Source organism: Wolbachia endosymbiont (group A) of Eristalinus aeneus, assembly GCF_964026915.1.
Lineage (GTDB): Bacteria > Pseudomonadota > Alphaproteobacteria > Rickettsiales > Anaplasmataceae > Wolbachia > Wolbachia pipientis.
The window spans coordinates 354,685-374,997 of record NZ_OZ034712.1 but is presented as its reverse complement, the minus strand read 5'-3'; the positions used below and the strand labels follow the sequence as shown (position 1 = coordinate 374,997).

16 protein-coding genes and 1 pseudogene are annotated in these 20,313 nt (G+C 34.6%); 14 read left to right on the top strand and 3 right to left on the bottom strand.

The genetic code is table 11. From position 1 onward, the window contains the following. The first annotated feature begins 89 nt into the window (after window positions 1–89). The 8 genes from rseP to surE all read left to right on the top strand — a co-directional run bounded on the left by rseP (window position 90) and on the right by surE (window position 12,560). Window positions 90–1,208 carry an RIP metalloprotease RseP gene (gene rseP, locus AAGD62_RS01920; protein ID WP_155969478.1) on the top strand — a complete coding sequence of 373 codons (1,119 nt, stop codon included), beginning with the start codon at window positions 90–92 and terminating at the stop codon, window positions 1,206–1,208. Between the two features lie 8 nt (window positions 1,209–1,216). Beyond that, window positions 1,217–3,553, top strand: coding sequence for an outer membrane protein assembly factor BamA (gene bamA, locus AAGD62_RS01915; RefSeq protein WP_341812756.1), 2,337 nt, complete (start codon window positions 1,217–1,219; stop codon window positions 3,551–3,553). Continuing rightward, window positions 3,554–4,105, top strand: coding sequence for an OmpH family outer membrane protein (locus tag AAGD62_RS01910; RefSeq protein ID WP_155969474.1), 552 nt, complete (start codon window positions 3,554–3,556; stop codon window positions 4,103–4,105). A 4-nt stretch (window positions 4,106–4,109) separates the two neighbouring features. Then, window positions 4,110–4,541, top strand: coding sequence for a 3-hydroxyacyl-ACP dehydratase FabZ (gene fabZ / locus AAGD62_RS01905; protein WP_155969472.1), 432 nt, complete (start codon window positions 4,110–4,112; stop codon window positions 4,539–4,541). Between the two features lie 45 nt (window positions 4,542–4,586). Then, on the top strand, window positions 4,587–7,460 hold the full coding sequence (locus AAGD62_RS01900) for an FAD-dependent oxidoreductase (RefSeq protein ID WP_341812755.1): 2,874 nt from the start codon (window positions 4,587–4,589) through the stop codon (window positions 7,458–7,460). A gap of 303 nt (window positions 7,461–7,763) precedes the next feature. After that, window positions 7,764–9,323 carry a proton-conducting transporter membrane subunit gene (locus AAGD62_RS01895; RefSeq protein ID WP_155969468.1) on the top strand — a complete coding sequence of 520 codons (1,560 nt, stop codon included), beginning with the start codon at window positions 7,764–7,766 and terminating at the stop codon, window positions 9,321–9,323. Beyond that, entirely contained in the window at window positions 9,308–10,651 is a 1,344-nt protein-coding gene (ffh, locus tag AAGD62_RS01890) for a signal recognition particle protein (RefSeq protein WP_151808007.1), read from the top strand. Before AAGD62_RS01895 ends, ffh begins: the two co-directional genes overlap by 16 nt. Window positions 10,652–11,807: 1,156 nt before the next feature. Beyond that, window positions 11,808–12,560 carry a 5'/3'-nucleotidase SurE gene (gene surE, locus AAGD62_RS01885; RefSeq protein ID WP_010081939.1) on the top strand — a complete coding sequence of 251 codons (753 nt, stop codon included), beginning with the start codon at window positions 11,808–11,810 and terminating at the stop codon, window positions 12,558–12,560. Between the two features lie 20 nt (window positions 12,561–12,580). On the opposite strand, the gene hisS is transcribed toward surE, so the two are convergent. Together hisS and AAGD62_RS01875 are read right to left on the bottom strand one after the other, a co-directional pair. After that, window positions 12,581–13,807, bottom strand: a complete 1,227-nt coding sequence (gene hisS / locus AAGD62_RS01880) for a histidine--tRNA ligase (RefSeq protein ID WP_155969466.1) — start codon at window positions 13,805–13,807, stop codon at window positions 12,581–12,583. After that, entirely contained in the window at window positions 13,804–14,376 is a 573-nt protein-coding gene (locus AAGD62_RS01875) for a NifU family protein (RefSeq protein ID WP_155969464.1), read from the bottom strand. Before AAGD62_RS01875 ends, hisS begins: the two co-directional genes overlap by 4 nt. Before the next feature lie 169 nt (window positions 14,377–14,545). Between AAGD62_RS01875 and AAGD62_RS01870 the strand changes: the two genes are divergently transcribed. Continuing rightward, entirely contained in the window at window positions 14,546–14,797 is a 252-nt protein-coding gene (locus AAGD62_RS01870; RefSeq protein WP_223823149.1) for a J domain-containing protein, read from the top strand. A 19-nt stretch (window positions 14,798–14,816) separates the two neighbouring features. Here the strand turns inward: AAGD62_RS01870 and AAGD62_RS01865 are convergent, their stop codons facing one another. Beyond that, entirely contained in the window at window positions 14,817–16,346 is a 1,530-nt protein-coding gene (locus tag AAGD62_RS01865) for an N-acetylmuramoyl-L-alanine amidase (RefSeq protein WP_223823148.1), read from the bottom strand. Window positions 16,347–16,414: 68 nt separating this feature from the next. Between AAGD62_RS01865 and AAGD62_RS01860 the strand changes: the two genes are divergently transcribed. From AAGD62_RS01860 to truA, 5 genes and pseudogenes are all read left to right on the top strand, one after another. After that, the gene (locus tag AAGD62_RS01860) at window positions 16,415–16,585 is read left to right on the top strand and encodes a J domain-containing protein (protein WP_010082675.1); all 171 of its coding nucleotides are present in this window, start codon (window positions 16,415–16,417) and stop codon (window positions 16,583–16,585) included. A 104-nt stretch (window positions 16,586–16,689) separates the two neighbouring features. Continuing rightward, the gene (locus tag AAGD62_RS01855) at window positions 16,690–17,919 is read left to right on the top strand and encodes a cytochrome b (protein WP_006280242.1); all 1,230 of its coding nucleotides are present in this window, start codon (window positions 16,690–16,692) and stop codon (window positions 17,917–17,919) included. Window positions 17,920–18,287: 368 nt separating this feature from the next. Next, on the top strand, window positions 18,288–19,046 hold the full coding sequence (locus AAGD62_RS01850; protein ID WP_010963022.1) for a cytochrome c1: 759 nt from the start codon (window positions 18,288–18,290) through the stop codon (window positions 19,044–19,046). Window positions 19,047–19,330: 284 nt separating this feature from the next. Further along, window positions 19,331–19,453, top strand: a pseudogene (locus AAGD62_RS01845) (IS630 transposase-related protein); the annotation flags it as partial. 71 nt (window positions 19,454–19,524) lie between these two features. After that, the gene (truA, locus tag AAGD62_RS01840) at window positions 19,525–20,262 is read left to right on the top strand and encodes a tRNA pseudouridine(38-40) synthase TruA (RefSeq protein ID WP_155969460.1); all 738 of its coding nucleotides are present in this window, start codon (window positions 19,525–19,527) and stop codon (window positions 20,260–20,262) included. Window positions 20,263–20,313: the final 51 nt, after the last annotated feature.

Genomic DNA, 20,313 nt, shown 5'->3' with positions numbered 1-20,313 from the left:
CTTTTTTTAATTTAAAAGTTAAACTAAATACTTGTCAAGCGAGGCGCATTTTAATATACTTAACATTTTGTTAAGATCTAAATATACAGGTGGAATTAATTTCTAATCTTATCCATCAATTTAGCGATGGAATATATTATTTTTTATCATTTTCTTTAATAATTTCTGTCATAGTATTCGTGCATGAATATGGGCATTATGTTGTTGCCAAAGCATGCAAAGTTAAAGTTGAATCTTTTTCCATAGGTTTTGGTCCTGAAATTTTTGGTTTTAACGATAAGTCTGGAACTAGATGGAAATTAAGCGCTGTTCCATTGGGTGGTTATGTTAAAATGCTAGGAGATACTAATGCAGCGAGTGTCCCAGCTGATCAACAAGAATTAACGGAAGAAGAAAAATTGTATTCATTTCATACAAAACCGCGTCATAAAAAAGCAGCAGTAGTTTTTGCAGGGCCTTTTGCAAACATGGTACTTGCTGTTATAGCTTTTACAATATTTTTTAGCATAGCAGGTTATTATCGCACTCCACCGGTGATTGAAAATGTAATCGAAGGTAGTGCAGCTAAGCAAGCTGGTTTGTTGCCAGGTGACACTATTACACAAATCAATGAGCATAAAATAAAATACTTTGAAGATATTTCACGTGTGATAATGTCGAATCCTAAAATAAGAATGGAGATTGAGTATAGCAGAAATAATGAGAAGCACAGGACCAGTTTAACTCCATTAATAATCAAGGACAAAGACGTTTTTGGCAACACAATAGAAAGAGAAACTATAGGGATTATTTCAGTCAATACATTAAAGCAGTCGTCTTTTCTTGGGGCTGTGAGCTTATCAGTAAGTGAAACTTACCACACTATGTGCTTAACGATCAAAGCTCTCTTTCACATTATTGTTGGTAAAAGGAGTATCAATGAAATAGGTGGGCCAATAAAAATCGCAAAGTATTCAGGGCAATCAGCTAAAAAGGGGTTCGTTATGGTTGTGTATTTCATGGCAATTATTTCAGCTAATTTAGCTGCAATTAACTTGCTGCCAATACCACTGCTAGATGGTGGGCATTTATTTCATTATATCATAGAAGCGGTTATACGTAGGGATTTAAGCTTGAAATGTCAAAAATATGCAGCTATTTTTGGTGCTTTAGTGTTGTTTTTGCTTATGGCAACTGGAATGTCAAATGATATTAGGGATCTTTTTTGAAATAAAATATGAAAAAGCTATTTTATATACTGGTAGTGGTTTTTATTTCTTTTCCTGCCCTGCTTGTTGCTTTAGGAACTGCGGAAAAAGTGCAGGTGAAAGATGTCAAATGTATTGGTAATGAGAGGGTAAGCAACCAGACAATAGGGTTCTATATAAAACTAAAATCTGGTGATTATATAAACGACGATGATATAGACTCAATTATAAAAGATCTATATAAAACAAAGTTATTTGCTAGTGTTAATGCTTACATAGATGATAAAAAAAATTTAGTAATAAAAATTCAAGAAAATCCACTGATTAACAAGGTAGTGTTAAAAGGCAATAAGTTATTTAACAGCAAAGAGCTGCTAAGTAATGTGATTCAATCAAAGTCGCTAACTATTTTAACTGAAACAAAATTGCAAAACGATTTAGTGAATTTAGTCACTACTTATAGAAATAACGGTAAGATTGGTGTTAAAATTGAATATGACCTGAATAAGCTTGATGGCAATAGGGTCAATCTAATTTTTAAAATAAAAGAAGGCAAAACCTCTAAAATTAAGGATATAAGATTTATAGGCAATAAAAACTTTTCTGAAAATGAGCTAGAGCAAGTTATCAAAAGACATAGTAATGACATATTTAGTAAGTTATTTAGAGCTATTTTTAAAGGCGGAAATCATTATTCACCGCAATATCTATTGATTAACACAGAATTGCTCGATCATTTTTATTCATCTAAAGGATATATTCAAAATAATATTCAACCAATTGTTGAGGTTGATAATAACAATCAAACAGAGTTAACTTTTTTGATTGACGAAGGACAGCAGTATTTATTTGGAAATAATGAGGTTAATATTGAAACTGAAATTCAGGATTTGAGCCTAAAAGAAGAAATATTGGATTTTATAACAGAGGAAAACGATAAGATATTTAATAGAGTTAAAATTAATAATACAGTAGAAAAAATAAACAAATATTTAAATGAGAAAGGATATATATTTGCAAAAGTTAATCCAGAGTATGCACAACGTGACAATGTTGTAGATGTAACCTACAGAGTGCTGCCGGGTAAAAAGATTTATATAAATCAAATTACAATTGATGGTAACGATCGCACTTTAGATAAAGTGATCAGAAGTAAGCTAAGTGTAGCAGAAGGTGATGCGTACAATATATCTGAGATTCAAAAGTCACGTAAAAAACTAATGAGTAGTGATTTTTTTGAAACAGTGAAAGTAAATAGTTATGCAGTTAATGATAATGCAGTAAATCTTGACTTAAGTGTTAAAGAAAAAAACACTACTTCGTTGTATTTGGGAGGAGGTGTGTCTCTTCCTGGTGGAGCATTGATTAAAATTGACCTCAAAGACCGTAATTTATTTGGTACTGGAAAAGAGCTCTCTTTTGCTCTTGAAAAAAGTCAATACGTATTTTCTACTGATTTAGAGTTTGTTGAAAATAATTTTAACGATTCTGATACGTCACTAGGCATGGGTGTATTTTATGAAAAACAAGATAAACCAAACACTACTTTTCATAGTTGCGATATGGGATTTTTTACAAAGTTATCATATAAAGTCACAGAGAACTTAACTAATTCCCTTCGCTATTCTTATAAGTATAATCATATACACATGGATAATAAGGGTGGACAAGACACCGATATCTCTGAAATAATACTGGACCGAAAAGGTAAACATCAGATTTCATCAGTGGGATACACGTTGGCATATAATAAACTGGATAATCTATATGCTCCAAAAGAAGGGTATTTACTGCGCTTAAGTCAGGATATTTCAGGATTGGGAGGAAACGTGAATTTCCTAAAATCTGAATTCTTATCTTTTTATACGCACCCTATATTAAGCAAAATTGACGATGATATAACGCTACGCTTTAAGATGGCGGCAGGTCATATTTTTTCTTATACTGATGAAAATCTAAACATTGGCCAGCACTTTTTTAAAGGGGGTAATGAGATTAGAGGGTTTGACCTTTCCGGTATTGGACCAAGAGCAGAAGACAAAAATAAAAGCTCATTAGGAGGCAAAACTTATTTTAATCTAACACAGCAAGTGGATTTTCCTCTACCAAAACTATATGACTATGCTGGTATCAAAGGCTCACTATTTGTTGACTATGCAACACTTTTTGGCTTAGATGATAAAAATAAGAAGTATGAAGGGAAATACTACGATAGCAAGCTTGTGAGAGTGTCACCAGGTTTTGGCTTTTCAATGCTTTCTCTTTTTGGTAGACTTAGATTGGATTTCGGGTTTCCTTTAGTAAAGGAATCTTATGATATAATACCATCACCAAATGTTAAATTTTCTATTGAAGCGGGGATTTGAATGAAATATATACAGTTATTTATATCAGTTATTGCCTTAATTATTTCCTTATTTGTGGGGTATAAGTTTGTAGGATATCAACCTCAGAACACAAAGGCTGCAATTATCGATAGTGACAAAGTCATCAATGAATCTCTTGCTCTGCAAAATATACAACAACAAATAAAGGAGCAGAATTCTAGATTACAACAAGAATTTGAAAATGAGTTAGAAAAACTTAAGCCATCAAAAGAAGAATTTGACCTTTTGTCAGAAGAAGCAAAAAAGGAAAAGACAGGACAATTTAATAAGCACACTGTAAATACTAGAGATAATTACGCTAAAAAAATGTTACATTTAGAAGAAAGCTATAGAGACGCAGTAGAGAGTGTTTTTAACAAGATAAAAGAAGTCGCTAAAAAAACGGCAGAAAAAAACAACATAGATTTGGTACTATTTATTTCAAAAAAGAACCAAGTTTTATACTCCATGGATGAAGTTGATTTATCAGATGTGGTATTGAACAATATAAACAAGGAAATACCTGAATTTGCTTTACAAAGCATTGAGTAGGATTATGCAATTTAATATCAGTGATATTATAAAAATATTGCCACATTCTTATCCGTTCCTCTTGGTTGATAGGGTTATAGAGTGTGATCCTGGTAAAAGTATAAAAGCAATCAAAAATATGACTTTCAATGAGCCATTTTTTATTGGCCATTTCCCTGGTCATCCAATAATGCCCGGAGTCTTGATAATTGAATCTCTAGCTCAGGCATCTGCCATATGTGTTCTTGGTAAAGAAACAATAGAAAATAAAGTTGTTTACTTGAGATCCATTGAAAATGCAAAATTCAGAAAGCCAGTTACTCCAGGGGACACATTGATTCTTCAAGCTAACATTCAAAGTGTGTGTTTAGGTGTACACAAATTTAGGTGTATTGCATCTGTTAGCGAAGAAAAAGTTGCAGAAGCAACAATCTCAGCAGTACTGCAAAATAAATAAAATCTTCATCTGTAAGAAACAGCATGTACACTGTATAGTATAGCAATGAAGCTGAATTTCAAAATCTCATTTTCGAATCTATATACTCGTGATGGATTAACAAAATTAGATGAGACATTTTTGAATTATATTAAATCATGTGATGAGAGCTTGTTTTGTTCATTAATTGAAGCAAGAGAAAAAGCAGCTTCTTCTTCGATGTCATCCCAGTGTCACCTCCCATCATCCCAGTGTCACCCTCCGTCATCCCAGTGCTTGACACTGGGATCTAGAAAACAAGAAGGACGGTCAGCTACTTGGATGACAGATAGTCAGTTAATAATAGACCTTTCGTACTTACTTGATGGATTTATTGCAAAACTTTTCAATATTGAAAAAGGAATAGAAGAGCTAAAGAAAAAGCACAACGACTTTGCTGTAATATATAAATGCAAAAGGTTATTTGTCCAACGCTATGCATTGAAGAAATACACTAATGTGGCGAATATAGATATTACTAACAAACTAAGTCATTTTCTCACTTTGCCAACAACAGAAAAAAATTTCGCTGAGCAGGTGATGCATTGGTTTGAAGATAAAGAAAATCACAAAGAGGAAATAGAACTTGCGGCACAATATGCAGTGTGGAGAGTAAAAAATAAACAGAGTATATTATTCAGTATTCATAAAAAAATCGACCACGAAAACCTCATACTATTTTCTAAAAAAGAAGTAGACAAAGTTGAAGTGCTGTATTCAAATGAAGTAAAAAGACGATATGGTTTTGATCTAACAAGCAAAAAGGTGAGTTTGAATAAAGCACTAGATAATGCTCACTACTGCATATTTTGTCATAAGCAAAGTAAGGACAGCTGCTCAAAGGGGCTAATCAATGATGACAACACTTTCAAAAAGTCTCCACTTAGAGTTGAGCTGCATGGCTGCCCACTAGAACAGAAAATATCAGAAATGAATCTGGTGAAAAGCGAAGGGTACAGCATAGCAAGTCTTGCAATTGTGATGATAGATAACCCGTTATGTGCAGCTACTGGACACAGAATATGCAATGACTGCATGAATTCGTGCATATATCAAAAACAAGAACCCGTAAATGTGCCAGCAATTGAAACAAGGATTCTGGATGATGTGCTCAGTTTACCGTACGGATTTGAAATATATTCTCTGCTCAGCCGTTGGAATCCTTTAAATTTTCAGCGTCCATTGCCAAGAGGAAACACTGGAAAAAATGTTCTAGTTGTAGGCCTTGGTCCTGCTGGTTTTAATTTAGCTCATCATTTGTTGAATGATGGGCATAACGTTATCGCCATTGATGGACTAAAGATTGAACCTTTGATCGATAATTTCCAGCTAATTAAAGATTTCAAACACGAAAAATTGAGTGAACGCGTGGCAGGAGGATTTGGTGGAGTGGCAGAATATGGTATTACTTCTCGGTGGGATAAGAATTACTTAAAGATTATTAGATTACTGCTGGAAAGACGTAAGAATTTCGCACTTTATGGAGGCATTCGTTTTGGTGGCACGATTAATGTTGATGACGCGTTCAACTTGGGTTTTGATCACATTGCCCTAGCACTTGGCTCTGGCAAGCCACGAATGATCAAAATAAAGAATATACTAGCTCGTGGAGTGCGTATGGCATCTGACTTTCTTATGTCGTTACAACTGACTGGTGCTCTTAAATTTGATTCTATAGCAAATCTGCAAGTTCGTATGCCGATAGTTGTCATAGGTGCGGGGCTTACTGCGATTGACACTGCCACTGAAGCTTTAGCGTATTATCCAATTCAAGTAGAAAAATTTCTTCTTCGTTATGAGATATTAGTTGATAAGTATGGAAAGGACTGTGTTGAAAAAGATTGGACAGAAGAAGAACACAAAATTGCAAATGAGCTCATATCGCACGCAAAGTTGATCCAAGCAGAGCAAGAGTTAGCAAAAAAAGAGAATAGAGAAATAAAAATATTAGAGTTGATGCAGAGCCTCGGGGGAGTGAAAGTTATATATAGAAAAGAGCTAAAAGATTCACCAAGTTATCGATTAAATAGCGAAGAGGTGCAAAATGCACTGTCAGAAGGAATTTACTTTATTGAAAACTTAGAGCCAGTTGAAGTTGTGACGGATAAATATAACCATGCTGAATCAATAAAACTGATAGACACAAAATCCGGCGAAATCAAACGTATAAAAGCACGTTCTATTTTTATAGCAGCAGGTACTGAGCCAAATACGGTTATTGCAACAGAAGATGAAAAGCATTTTAAATTAAGTAATGGGTATTTTACTCAATTGAATTCATTGGGAAAAGAAATAGACCCAATATTTTCTCCTAAAATGCAAAATAAAGAGAGAATATTAGTATACAAGCAAGGCAATAAAACAATTAGCTTTTTTGGTGACCTTCATCCTTCGTATAGCGGCAGCGTCGTGAAAGCTATGGCAAGTGCTAAGAACGGCTACCCTATTATTTCTCAGCTTTTGAGTGGAGTTAATAGCTTCGTTTCTGTCATTCCAGTGTGTGATGTTGTGGGCCAGAAAAAAAATGCGTGGTCAAGTGTTGAAGACCTGGCTAATAAAGAATTATTTAATAGAATCAAAGAGCAATTCACTGCAAAAGTCATAAAAGTTCAATATTTAACAGATAAAGTGATAGAAATAGTGATTAAAGCACCTCTTGCGGCAAAGAATTTTAAACCTGGACAATTTTTTAGGTTGCAAAATTTTGAAACCAATAGCAGAAAAACTAACCTTGCTATGGAAGGTATAGCTGTGACTGGCACTGAAGTAGACAAAAAAAAAGGAATTATTTCCACTATTGTGCTGGAAATCGGCGGCTCCACTAATTTATGCAGACACTTAAGAGAAGGCGAGCAAATAATTCTTATGGGCCCAACTGGCAGACCTACTGAGGTTTACTAAGTCTCAATATTAAAGTGATGCCAAATTTTATTTCAAAAAGTAAATAATTTACTAACGCTCGTGCACAAATTAAAAATAAATTATGCACGAGTGTAGCGTTATGAATTAGGAGTGCTATATTAAAGCTTACCTCACTATTAAAGCTATCGGTCAGATTAGATTAAAAACCTAATCTGACCGGTTTCTCTATAACCCTCTAAACTCTGATATAATTATATGATAATTAGTTTAATTAGTGGTTAATATGCAAATTGATTTTATTCATATATTGAGATAGCATAAACCATATTGGTTTTAATTATTGTGCAACTTTATAAATCGTCACTGTTACTTCTACTGACTGTATTAATAGTTATAGTCCTAAAATTACCTGAAAATTTGAGCATTGCAGTAAATTGGTCTCTCCCAATTCTAGATTTTGATTTATCTTTTCGTACCATACTAATATCTTTTTTATCAGTTGCATTTTTAGCTGTTCTACCAGCACAAAATTTGACTTTTTCAGAGATGCTATCTTTTGCTGCTTACACTATTAGTTCACTTTATGCAGTTTTATCTGAACATATGATATTGGTTATAATATTCTGTGAATTAATGACCATCAGTGCATTTTTTATTATCGCAGCTAGCTGTAGAGATAGTGGACCTGCAATAAGGTACGCTTGTGTACACTTTTTCGTTGGAGTTATATTAATAGCAGGATTGGCACTTCAAAGCACTAACCTGATAATTTTGGGTTTATTGATAAACTGCGCTTGTTTTCCTTTTTCATTTTGGGTTGTTGATGCATATCCTGCTGCATCGCTACATGGCACCACATATCTCTCTTTATTTACCACTAAAGTCTCTTTTTTAGTGATGCTTTTACACACTTATAACCTATGGCAAGATTGTACTGAAATATTAGCGCTTGTAGGCGCCATCACTGCAATTTACAGCATTATATTTGCTTCTCTTGAGCAAAATATTCGCAGATTTTTATGCTATAACGTTGTAGGACAAATGGGCTTGCTGATTATTGCAGGAAGTTTGCTCAGTCCTTCGGAAAAAGCAATACCAATTTTGATACTGCATATAATCTTCTCTCTTGTTTATCAATCATTATTGTTTGTGGTCAGTAATTCGATTATTTCACAAACAAAAACAATTAGTTTTAATGGAGTGGGTAAACTGATGTCAGTGGAAGGCATGTGTGCTATAATCGCAATACTTACAATGGCTGCATTTCCTGGAACCGTTGGATTTATCAGTAAATCATATATCACAGCTGAAATTGAAATGAACACTGTTGCCTTAAAAGGGTATAAAAATTTATATAAGCTTCTAAATTTGCTGCTTCATTTAAGCGTGGGGCTAAAGTTTCTTTATTACTTATTTATTGCAAAAAGTAAGTCAAAACCTTTAGCAGAGAGAGGAGGCAAAATGACTATGATTATTTTAGCATTTATATGCGTAATCGCTGGCAATCCTTACTTACCTATTTACAATAAACCTTCGATTTTCGATTTTGTGTACAACACAAAAAATATTTTGTCGCAATTTAATTTGTTACTATGTACCACTTTATTGTTTATTCCTTTACGCAAGTTATTTTACCCGAGAGTAAATTTTAAAATGGATGTTGATTGGATTTTTAGAACTTTCATATCCTATATTGTCTTGTTGTTCAATCAGTTAGTCTCTAAAACTAGAGAAATGTTTGCCAGCGTAGTGCAAAACTTGACTAATCCACTTACTGGTTTATACTTTAATAATATTACTAAACTTAAAGAAGTGCTGGGTTATAACTCAGTGAGTTTTGTTTCAGCTTCTTCTCTCTTTTTAATGAGTATTCTACTAATGCTATTATGTTTAAATCGTTAACTGAAAGTTTAAATTCTGTATTTAGTAAACTGAGAGGAAAGTCAATCATTTCTGAAGATGATTTTAATCTTGCCATGCGTGAAATACGCATAGCCTTAATTGAAGCTGACGTTTCACTTGAAGTTGCAAAAAAATTCATCAACGACATTAAAGATAAAGTGATTGGGGAAAAAGTCATAAAAAGTGTTTCTCCAGCACAAATGATAATTAAAATTGTACAGGATAATTTAGTTGCAGTTCTCGGATCAGAGAAAAGTGACTTAAATCTAGCAGTTAAACCCCCTGCTGTGATTATGATGGTGGGCTTACAAGGTGCAGGTAAAACAACTACCTCAGGAAAGCTTGCTTTAAAACTAAAAAAGCAAAAGAAAAAAGTGATGCTTGCCTCTTTAGACATTTATAGGCCTGCTGCCCAGAAACAACTTGAAGTGCTAGGTAAACAAATAGATGTGCAAACTTTACCTGTAGTAATAGATGAGAAGCCCATTACAATTACAAAAAGGGCACTGGCAGCAGCAAAGAACGATAATTATGATGTATTAATACTAGACACTGCAGGCAGGCTTCATATTGACAATAATATGATGAATGAGTTGAAAGCCGTAAAGGAAATAGCTTCACCTGCAGAAGTTATTTTAGTAGCCGACGCAATGATAGGCCAGGATGCGGTCAACATTGCCAAATCATTCAATGAGGTAATAGGTGTAACCGGCATTATTCTTACCCGTGTTGATGGTGATGCACGTGGTGGTGCTGCTCTTTCTATGAAAATGATCGCCGATTGTCCAATTAAATTTATTGCTTGTGGTGAAAAATTAAGTGACCTCGATGATTTTTATCCAGATAGAATTGCAAAAAGAATACTTAGCATGGGTGATGTTGTCTCATTGGTTGAAAAAGCTGCTGAGATTGTTGGTCAGGAAGAAATTGATAAGTTACAAAAGAAAGTGAAAAAAGGTAAATTCGACCTAAACGACCTAGTGGGAATGTTAAAAACTCTGAGTAAAATGGATGGCATTAGCAACATAATGAAATTCATTCCTAGTTCATTTACAAAAAAGCTAAGTAGCAGTGTGCCAGATGACAATAAAGTGAAAAAATATATAGCCATCATAAACTCAATGACTGAAAAAGAAAGGCAAAATCCAGATATTTTAAATGGCAAAAGAAGACTTAGAATTTCTAAGGGGTCCGGAACAACTGTAACTGACATTAATCTTCTAATTAAGCAGTATAATCAAATGAGCTCTATGGTAAATAAGTTCAGTAAAGTTGACCATAGTAAACTCAAAGAATCTGATTTGATGGATATGCTAAGCAGAAAGTAAGTCAGCAGGTAGTGGAATGAGACAAATCATCAGTAAACCTTTAGCTATATCAAAAGCGGCTTAGGTCTCGCAAAAAAATTTACAGCTTCTTGCTAGCCAAGAAATTTATTATTAATTTTAAGAAATACTATAGCTGACCCAAGCAACACGTCATACCGCGATTCATTCGCGGTATCTCATCCGCTAACAAGAGATCCCGCTAACACGTAGCGGGATGACGAGGTCATGCCACCGCGCAAACCGTCATACCGCCGCGGTATCTCTTAGCCGCTAACACGTAGCGGGATACTTAACCATCATCTACACCGTCATACCGCGATTCATTCGCGGTATCTCAAAGCATAGATCCCGCTAACACGTAGCGGGATGACGAGGTCATGCCACCGCGCGAACCGTCATACCGTCACGGTATCTCTAGATCCCGCTAACACGTAGGGGAATGACGAGGTCATGCCGCCGCAAACCGTCATACCGCCGCGGTATCTCTTAGCCGCTAACACGTAGCGGGATGACGGTTGTTGTTTAGCTATAAATATTAAGAAATTTACCAAATAAAAAAAAAGGCAAAAGAAGCCCCGTGGTTATTATCCGCTTTAAAATATTGGCGTTTTTTATGTTTTAAACGCTTGACAAGCAAGATTAAGCTGCTTTTAATTGCAACTAACTTACGCTGCAAATGTTTAAGAAGTTTACTAAGCAGAAAAAAAGACAAAGAATCCCCGAGTTAGCTAGTCTTTTACTATCTCTGTCGAGTATTGGCATTTTTTGATGTCTTGTAACGCTTTATAAGCGCGTTCAGCTTATTTAGATAAAAATCTAGATGTAGATGAAGTTTTGTAAAGACATACAGTATCTATGTACTGCAAAAAATTAAACATAAGACGCCGATACATTAAGTAATCCTTACCTTTTAATCTGCAGATTGGCGAAAGCAAATACAATAGCTTCAGTTTTATGATAAGGGGGCTGGCGGAGTTTGTCAAGTAAGTTTTTTCGTTTCTATTGTAATGACAGTTATGGCCTGTGCAAGAAATCTATTGATTTACAGCAGGTTCTTTGTTACAGTTCGTAGTTATGCAAAGAAACTTAAAGCCTCATGAGTTTATTTACAGCCAGTGGTTTACATAATTTGGAGCTGTATAGCTGAACATTGTATATGATAATATTAATAACAAACGATGATGGTTTTGGAAGTGAAGGAATAAAATTACTCAAAGAGGTTGCACGGAATTTTGCGTCAGAAATATGGATAGTGGCACCAGATACTGATAGAAGCGGAGCTGCAAGATCTCTTGATTATCCAGTGAAACAATCTATTGGAATAAAACAACATAGTGAAAGGGAATTTAGTGTGTCTGGTACTCCTGCAGATTGTGTCATTATTGCGCTAAATAAAGTTATGAATAAAAAACCAGACTTAATATTGTCCGGAGTAAATATTGGATCAAATGTCGGGGACGATATTTGTTATTCAGGAACAATTGGTGCTGTAATGGAAGGTGCTGCAAGGTCTATACCTTCTATTGCGCTAAGCCAAGTTTATCATGATAAAATAGACTGGCACAATACAAAGGTTTTTGCACCAAAGGTTATTGCCAAGCTAGTTAAGGTTGGTTGGCCTAAAAACATAGTGATGAGTGTAAATTTTCCTGCTACGGAAAAAGTAAAAGGAGTAGAATTTGCTGAACAAGGTGAATATAACATTGATGGGGATTTAACTTTTACTGAAAATTCGAATGGCTCTTTTAGCTTAAATTGGTCTCGAGAGCACTCAGGCAGTGGTAGTATAAATAAAATAAAAGAAGGATTTATTACTATTACACCGGTAAAATTAGATTTTACAGATTATGATACATTGAATACTATGAAAAATTCTTGTGCAGACGAATTTTCTTCTATAGCTGACTGAGAAAAACATTTGCATTGCTCCTAATAGATATTTTCTATTGTGTTATCGCGAGCAATTATTTTTTCTTCACCTGTATCCATGTTTTTAATCTTTAAAGTTTTACTACTCAATTCTTCATCGCCAAAGATTAAAGCAGCTTTAGCATTTGCTTGATTTGCTTTTTTCATTCGGGTTCTGAGCGTTCCGCTATATTCATAGATTACATATAAACCATTTCTGCGCAATTCATTCGCAAGTGTTAGGGTATATTCTTCAACCTCTCTACCGATTGGAATTAGGTAAATAGGTCGCTCTTCTTTCGGAGAATAATTGATTAACTCCATTATGCGCTCAATACCCCCTGCAAATCCTATTGCTGGAGTGTGTTTTCCACCTACTGAAGATACTAAATTATCGTATCTTCCACCGGCAAAAACTGCCCCTTGTGCACCTAAATCCTCTGTAACAAACTCAAACACTGTGTGGCAATAATAATCCAAACCTCGAACTAGTTTATTGTTTACGGTATAAGGTATATCAAGAATTGTTAATCCATTTAGTATTTGTTCAAAGAAATCTGAGGACTCTTTCGTATAATAATTGCTGATTTTGGGCGCATCAGAAATTATTGATTTATCTTTCTCGTCCTTGGAATCCAGTATTCTGAGTGGGTTTTTGATCAACCTATTTTTGCTATCTTCTGATAGATCATTTTGATACTTTGTAAAGTATAAGATCAAAGCTTCTCTATATTTAGTTATTGTTTCACCATCACCTAAAGAGTTGATTTCCAGCTTTACATTTTTATTGATGCCAAATTCAGTTAGTAAGTGCTGAGCGAGTGATATCAATTCAATATCAGCTTTTGGATCTTCTATGCCAAAAACCTCAAAATTTATCTGATGAAATTGCCTTTGTCTTCCCTTTTGCGGTCTTTCATAGCGAAATGCAGGTCCTGTTGAGAATAATTTTATCGGTGTTTGCAGTTTTTTTTCAATGAGTAGCCTGACAATCGCTGCAGTGAACTCAGGACGTAAAGTTATGCTCTTTCCCCCTTTATCATTGAAGCTATACATCTCTTTAGTGATGATATCTGAGCTATCACCTAAGGTTTTTGTAAAAACCTCCGTGTATTCAAATATCGGAGTTTGAGCAGGCAAAAAGCCATATAGATTTGAGATTCTGCTTGCTGTTTGCTCTATGTGTTTAAACTTGTACCATTCATCAAACAGGAGATCTTTTGTTCCTCTAACCGTTTGATTAGTCATAGTGTGGTCTCTATACCTGCAATCTCTGGTATGTGGTAGCTCAGCATATTTTGCACTCCTTGCTTTAAAGTAATTGCAGCACTTGGGCATCCAGAGCAAGCTCCTTGTAACTCAACATAAACTATCCCGTCTTTATAGCCACGAAATTTGATATCGCCACCATCTTGAGCAACTGCAGGTTTGATATAACTTTCCATTAATTCTTTTATTCTATTTACAATTTCTATATCATTTTTATCAAAAAATTCTTCATCCGGTATATTATTATCATTTACTCCTTCTTTATCTAGTGCTTTTCCACCTGAAGTAAAGTGATCCATGATTGTAGTTAAAATTTCTACTTTTAATGTATCCCAATTAATTCCACCCAATTTTGTTACTGAAATAAAATCATGACCAAAAAACACTCTTACCACATGTTCTATTTGAAAAAGATTTGCTGCTAGTTTAGAATTTTTTATCTCATTTGCATTTGAAAAATCAGCCGTTTCTCCTTCGTTTAGAATTGCAAATCCAGGGAGAAATTTCAGTGTGTTTGGATTAGGTGTTTCTTCAATCTGAATGAACATGTTATTTACCATGACGATTATAATTGTTACTATTTAATCATAAAATGATAAAAAAATATACATGTCATTCATCTTTTTCCTTTTTTTGATATTCATAGTAGTTACATTTGTCTTGCCTAGCGTTGTTGTATTTTTTCTTTTCCTGACAAAAAAAAATAACATAAGTTTCATGATGAACTCTATATTGAGTAAGTTTTTGAACGAATTTAGTAGCAGTAGAAGTTATACTGAAAATTACACTGGTGATAACATGTCCAAGGATGAAGCATTAAAGATACTGGGGCTGAATCCTGAGGCAAGTCAAAATGAAATCAATAAAGCATATCAAAATTTAATGAAATTAGTTCACCCAGATAAGGGAGGCTCGGAATATTTTGCGCAAAAGCTAAATGCGGCACGTGATAAATTGTTAAAAAAGTGATCTTAAAAAAAGTTTTCGTTTAACGAATTTCTTCCTTTGCTTTTTCTAAATACTCCAATATTGCTTCATGTAGTGCAGTCCATGTTATCTGTTCTTCCAGGGAAGGTATAAATTCTTGTCTCCAAGCATTCTTAAACTCCTGAAACCACTGTTTTTCAAAACCCTGAAATTCTAAAGAAATATCTACTTTAAAGCTATCAATTAAACTGGAAACTTCTGCAGCTTTAGAGCTATCTAGTGATTTTAAAGATAACACTCCACTCTTTAAAATCTCTAACTCTTCCAATACATTAAGCTTAAATGGTTTATAGAGTGAAGACCATATGCGATATCTTAAATAAGAATCATAGTATAACTTAATTTTGTACATTAAAGTGGTAGATGCATCAGGAGAAATGTTATTCTCATATTGTGCAAGAGAAGATAATAAATTCTCATAATCTACTTTGCTTAAACATGGTTGTAGAGTCGATTTAATTTTTTCACTAAAGGTTAGATAACTAGAAGAAATGCCATGACTATATTCACTAAAGAATTCAGGAAATATATCTGCTTGTTCTAGTTTAAGAGGTAGATCTTTTCTAATTTCTCTTGGTAAATTATGTATTGAAAACTGATAAATAACCCATACAAAATTCTCATCAAACTCATCTGAGTAATCAGCATTATTATCAGGAAAAATTACATTACCTTTCTTATCATTCCAAGGTTCTATCTTATAGAAAAATCTGTTCAGCCTTTGTTTTAATTTCAAAATACCTTCATTTCTATCACCTGCTTTATACAATGTTTTGCCCATTTTGTGTTTAGCATCTTTAGGGTTTATTCTGTCACTTATGTGCAATCCAATTTCATTTTTCTCTAATAACTCCCAATCAAACAATTTGTGTGGATCTGGTTTACGCATTGTATAGCCAAGCTCTGGATCATACACTATAGTTCCTATTTCAGAATGACTAAATATCATATCCCTTTTAATTTTAAAACGCTCCATAAGGTATAAAATCAGCTCTTTAACAGATCTCATTTGCTCTTCCGGAAAAGGCTCAAGTCCTGTGTTTACAATTTCAATACCTACAGAATAGTTGTTAAGCTTCCGTAACTCTTCAAGCTTACTATCTACCTTAACTCTTGCATAACTAATACCAGCATGCCATGCTTCTTTCTCTAATGGAACCATTAAGGTGATGCTGCCATCCCTATCGACAATAAAATGAACTGACAATCCTCTAGCATTCAGCGTATCTTTTGTACCTTTTAGTGTTGATGTTTCAGTATGGTGAACTATAACCATTAACACTTTTTTACCTGCCCTATCACCATAATTTAAAGCTGAAGCTGGATCTAAAAATAACAAATCCTGATCTTTCAATAATGGTAATTTTTCTTGTAAATCTTGAAAATCATTCTCGATATTGCTTGAACTGGATACTTGCCCAGATATGAGAAATGCTGAGACAGTAATCAGTAAAACTAATAAATATTTGTTGACTTTAGATAGTTGGATTTTCATACCATCTTCATAAACACTTTGTAGATAATTTTTCATTATATAGTTAGAATAGGGTTGTTGAATAAATTTACAAGACAAAATCATACTAGTCTGGTAGTAGTAACATGTTCAGAGATGGAGCATTTAAAGTGCTAGGAATAGATTCTGGAGCGAACCAAAATGAAATCAATAAAGCATATCAAAATTTAATGAAATTAGTTCACCCAGATAAAGGAGGCTCGGAATATTTTGCACAAAAATTAAACGCAGCACGTGACAGGTTGCTGAAGAGGTAATTAATATTGCTTTAAAGTTTTTATTTGTGCGTAAAGGATAAGTTGCTACAATAAAAAAATAAGATAAAAGTAGCAATGGACATGTGTTCAGAAAGGTTTAAGTTATGCAGGAAGATAACAAAAAAGAAACAATAAAAGAAGAAAAAGGCATATTAGGATGGATAGAATATAGATTGCCTATATTTTCTTTTCTAAGACACACTGCTTCTTACCAAGTGCCAAAAAACTTAAATTATGCTTGGAACTTTGGCTCTTTGGCTGGTATAGCGCTGATTTTACAAATAATAACAGGTATATTTCTTGCTATGCACTACACTCCGCATGTTGATTATGCGTTTAATAGTGTAGAGCGCATAATGCGAGATGTGAATTACGGGTGGTTAATACGCTACACTCACGCTGTTGGAGCATCGCTCTTCTTTATGGTAGTCTATGTTCATATAATGCGTGGATTATATTACGGATCTTATAAAAGACCGAGAGAGATGGTGTGGTTTATTGGAATATTTATATTTTTTGCAATGATGGCAACTGCCTTTATGGGATATGTATTGCCTTGGGGACAAATGAGTTTCTGGGGTGCAACAGTTATAACCAACTTATTTTCTGCTATACCTTTAATTGGCAATAAAATAGTTATATGGTTATGGGGTGGTTTTTCAGTGGATAACCCAACACTTAACCGTTTTTTCGCTCTGCATTATCTTCTGCCTTTTGTTATTATTGCTTTAGCTATGCTTCATGTGATAGCTCTGCATAGGTTTGGCTCTGGTAACCCAAGTGGAGTGGAGGTAAAATCAGATAAGGATACCATCCCTCTCTATCCTTATTATATAGTCAAGGATTGCATAACTTTTGGTCTGTTTTTTGTAGTTTTGTTCGCATTTGTTTTCTATGCTCCCAATTATCTTGGGCATCCAGACAATTATATAGAAGCTGATTCTATGGTCACTCCGGTACATATAGTGCCAGAGTGGTATTTTTTACCTTTTTATGCAATGCTACGTTCAATTCCAGATAAACTTACTGGTGTGCTTACCATGTTTGCGTCTATTTTAGTGTGGTTTTTGTTACCTTGGCTTGATAAATCAAAAGTTAAAAGTGGTGCTTATCGCCCGGTGTTTAAGAAATTTTTTTGGGTTTTTGCAATAAATTTTGTACTTCTTGCCTGGCTTGGAGGACAAGAGGTAAAAGAGCCTTACATCACTATGAGTAGGCTATCTACTCTTTATTACTTTGCATACTTTGTGATAGTTTTACCACTGCTTAGTAAGTATGAAAAGCCAAAAGAACCACCAAAAACCTTAAGTGATTCTGTGCCGGAGATGAGGTGATGTCAATTCAAAGCAGATCTCTTACAAAATTCTCTGTCATCCCAGAGCTCTCTTCTGTCATCCCAGAGCCCTCTTTTGTCATCCCAGTGCTTGACACTGGGATCCAGAAAAAAAATAAATGGATTCCAGCATCATGTACACAATTGTATGAACGTTGTATACAACACACAGTGTCATTCCACTATCTTCCGTTGTCATCCCAGTGCTTGACACTGGGATCCAGGTATAAAAATACTTACAAATCATGCAATGGACAACAGATTCTAGGAGTGCATGATAACCATAATGTCAGTGATGAAATAAGCTGGATTCCAGTGTCAGCTACTTGCATGACATCAATTCGAAATTTACTAAAACAGTGGTTATGCATGGGATCTAATGTATTTGCAATCTTCTGCATGTTATTTCTATCTAGTCTTATATCTGCAGAAGAATTTAAATCATCACCAAATAAGAAAATAGACTGGAAATTTGATGGAATTGTCGGATCTTTCGATAGAGAGTCAATTCAGCGTGGCTATAAAGTGTATAAAGAAGTCTGTGCTGCTTGTCATTCAATGAATAGGGTAGCATTTCGTAATTTGCAAGATGTCGGTTTTTCTGAAGAAGATGTAAAACAAATAGCAGCTTCTTATCAAGTTAAAGATGGTCCGAATGATTTGGGTGAAATGTTTGACAGACCTGGAGTACCTTCGGATTATTTTATTGCGCCTTTTGATACAAAAGAAGCAGCTGCAGCAAGCAACAATGGTGCAGTCCCACCAGACTTATCATTAATTATTAAAGCAAGGCATGATGGTGCAAATTATGTCTATTCATTGTTAACAGGCTATCAAAACGGCGAACACGATGAAAATGATTTATATTTTAATTCGTATTTTCCAACAGGCAGATTAGCTATGGCGCCACCACTTTCTGAAGGAATGGTGGAATATGATGGTGCAAGGCAAGCCACAGTTGAAAATATGGCGTATGATGTGATAAATTTTTTACAATGGGCAGCAGAGCCAGAATTAGAGCGCCGGCATAAACTTGGATTAAAAGTAGTGGCGTATTTTATAATTTTAACAGTGTTTTTTGTATTAACTAACAACAAAGTTTGGAGCAAGCTCTATAAAAAGAAGTGATAGTCAATTTTGCCTCAAGCACAATGGTTGTCATCCAAGTAGCTAACACTGGTTCCTTTATGACGGTGTCATCCGAGTAGCTGACACTGGGATGGCTTTGTCGCATCGTACCTTATACGGTAATAATTTACGATAAATTCATGTAGCCATTTCGAATTTAGCCATACCAATGTCAGTAAATTTATTAAGCAAACAGCACTTAATGAGCAGTTCTTTTTCACGATTTATAGCTCTTTTCATAGAAGTCCGGATGTGATAAGGATAGATAATGATAAGGAGGTTGAATGCCAGCAGCATATAGTTATGATTTAAGAAAAAAAGCAATGGAGGCCCTAGACGAAGGAGAAAGCAGAGAAGCAGTGGCAGCAAGATTTAAGATTGGACGAACTACTTTATGGGAGTGGCAGCACTGTAGGCTTGACCATAAATTATGTTAAGATAGAAAATGACTATTTTAGATAGAGCTTGATGTAATGCAGTGCGATACAAAATAACGGTAGAATATAATGGTAGTAGTTTCTCTGGTTGGCAAAAACAGCAACACTCTGCTAACTCAATCCAGGAGAAGATAGAAAATGCTATATTTAATTTTAGTGGTGAGAAAGTTACTTTGTACTGTGGTGGCAGAACTGATGCAGGGGTTCATGCTTTAGGACAAGTTGCTCATTTTGATATCGAAAAGGAATTTGAGCTTTATAGAATAAGAAACGCAATAAATTATCATTTAAAATCAATTCCTATAGTTGTGCTCAATGTAGAAGTTGTAGATGATGCGTTTCACGCACGGTTTTCAGCAAAAAAAAGATATTACGAATACAGAATAGTTAATCGCTATGCTCCTGCCGCTCTGGAGACGGGTTATGTATGGCAAGTGTTTAGCCCACTTGATGTAAATATTATGCGTGAAGCTGCTAAACATCTACTTGGAAAACATGACCTTTCAAGTTTCCGTTCAAAAGATTGTCACGCCGCAAATCCGATAAGAACAATTGATGATATCGATATAATACAAAACGGGAATCATATACACATCAAAATATCTGCTATTTCCTTTTTACATAACCAAGTGAGAATTATTGTGGGTACTTTAGTTGAATTTGGAAAAAATAGAACCAATCCGCAAGAAATGCTAAATATATTAAACCAATGCAAAAGAAATGCCGCTGGAGTTACTGCACCACCTTTTGGCTTATATTTGGTAAAGATAGATTACTAATTTAATAAAAGCTAGTGAAATAAGTGCCATACCGCCACGGTATCTCCAGAT

Bases quoted from the DNA above. Each gene is read 5' to 3' on its own strand.
- AAGD62_RS01865 (WP_223823148.1), bottom strand. From the start codon at position 16,346: ATGAAAAATTATCTACAAAGTGTTTATGAAGATGGTATGAAAATCCAA.
- hisS (WP_155969466.1), bottom strand. From the start codon at position 13,807: ATGACTAATCAAACGGTTAGAGGAACAAAAGATCTCCTGTTTGATGAA.
- bamA (WP_341812756.1), top strand. From the start codon at position 1,217: ATGAAAAAGCTATTTTATATACTGGTAGTGGTTTTTATTTCTTTTCCT.
- AAGD62_RS01900 (WP_341812755.1), top strand. From the start codon at position 4,587: ATGAAGCTGAATTTCAAAATCTCATTTTCGAATCTATATACTCGTGAT.
- AAGD62_RS01855 (WP_006280242.1), top strand. From the start codon at position 16,690: ATGCAGGAAGATAACAAAAAAGAAACAATAAAAGAAGAAAAAGGCATA.
- AAGD62_RS01910 (WP_155969474.1), top strand. From the start codon at position 3,554: ATGAAATATATACAGTTATTTATATCAGTTATTGCCTTAATTATTTCC.
- AAGD62_RS01875 (WP_155969464.1), bottom strand. From the start codon at position 14,376: ATGTTCATTCAGATTGAAGAAACACCTAATCCAAACACACTGAAATTT.
- surE (WP_010081939.1), top strand. From the start codon at position 11,808: ATGATAATATTAATAACAAACGATGATGGTTTTGGAAGTGAAGGAATA.
- AAGD62_RS01850 (WP_010963022.1), top strand. From the start codon at position 18,288: ATGGGATCTAATGTATTTGCAATCTTCTGCATGTTATTTCTATCTAGT.
- fabZ (WP_155969472.1), top strand. From the start codon at position 4,110: ATGCAATTTAATATCAGTGATATTATAAAAATATTGCCACATTCTTAT.
- AAGD62_RS01870 (WP_223823149.1), top strand. From the start codon at position 14,546: ATGATGAACTCTATATTGAGTAAGTTTTTGAACGAATTTAGTAGCAGT.
- AAGD62_RS01860 (WP_010082675.1), top strand. From the start codon at position 16,415: ATGTTCAGAGATGGAGCATTTAAAGTGCTAGGAATAGATTCTGGAGCG.
- ffh (WP_151808007.1), top strand. From the start codon at position 9,308: ATGTTTAAATCGTTAACTGAAAGTTTAAATTCTGTATTTAGTAAACTG.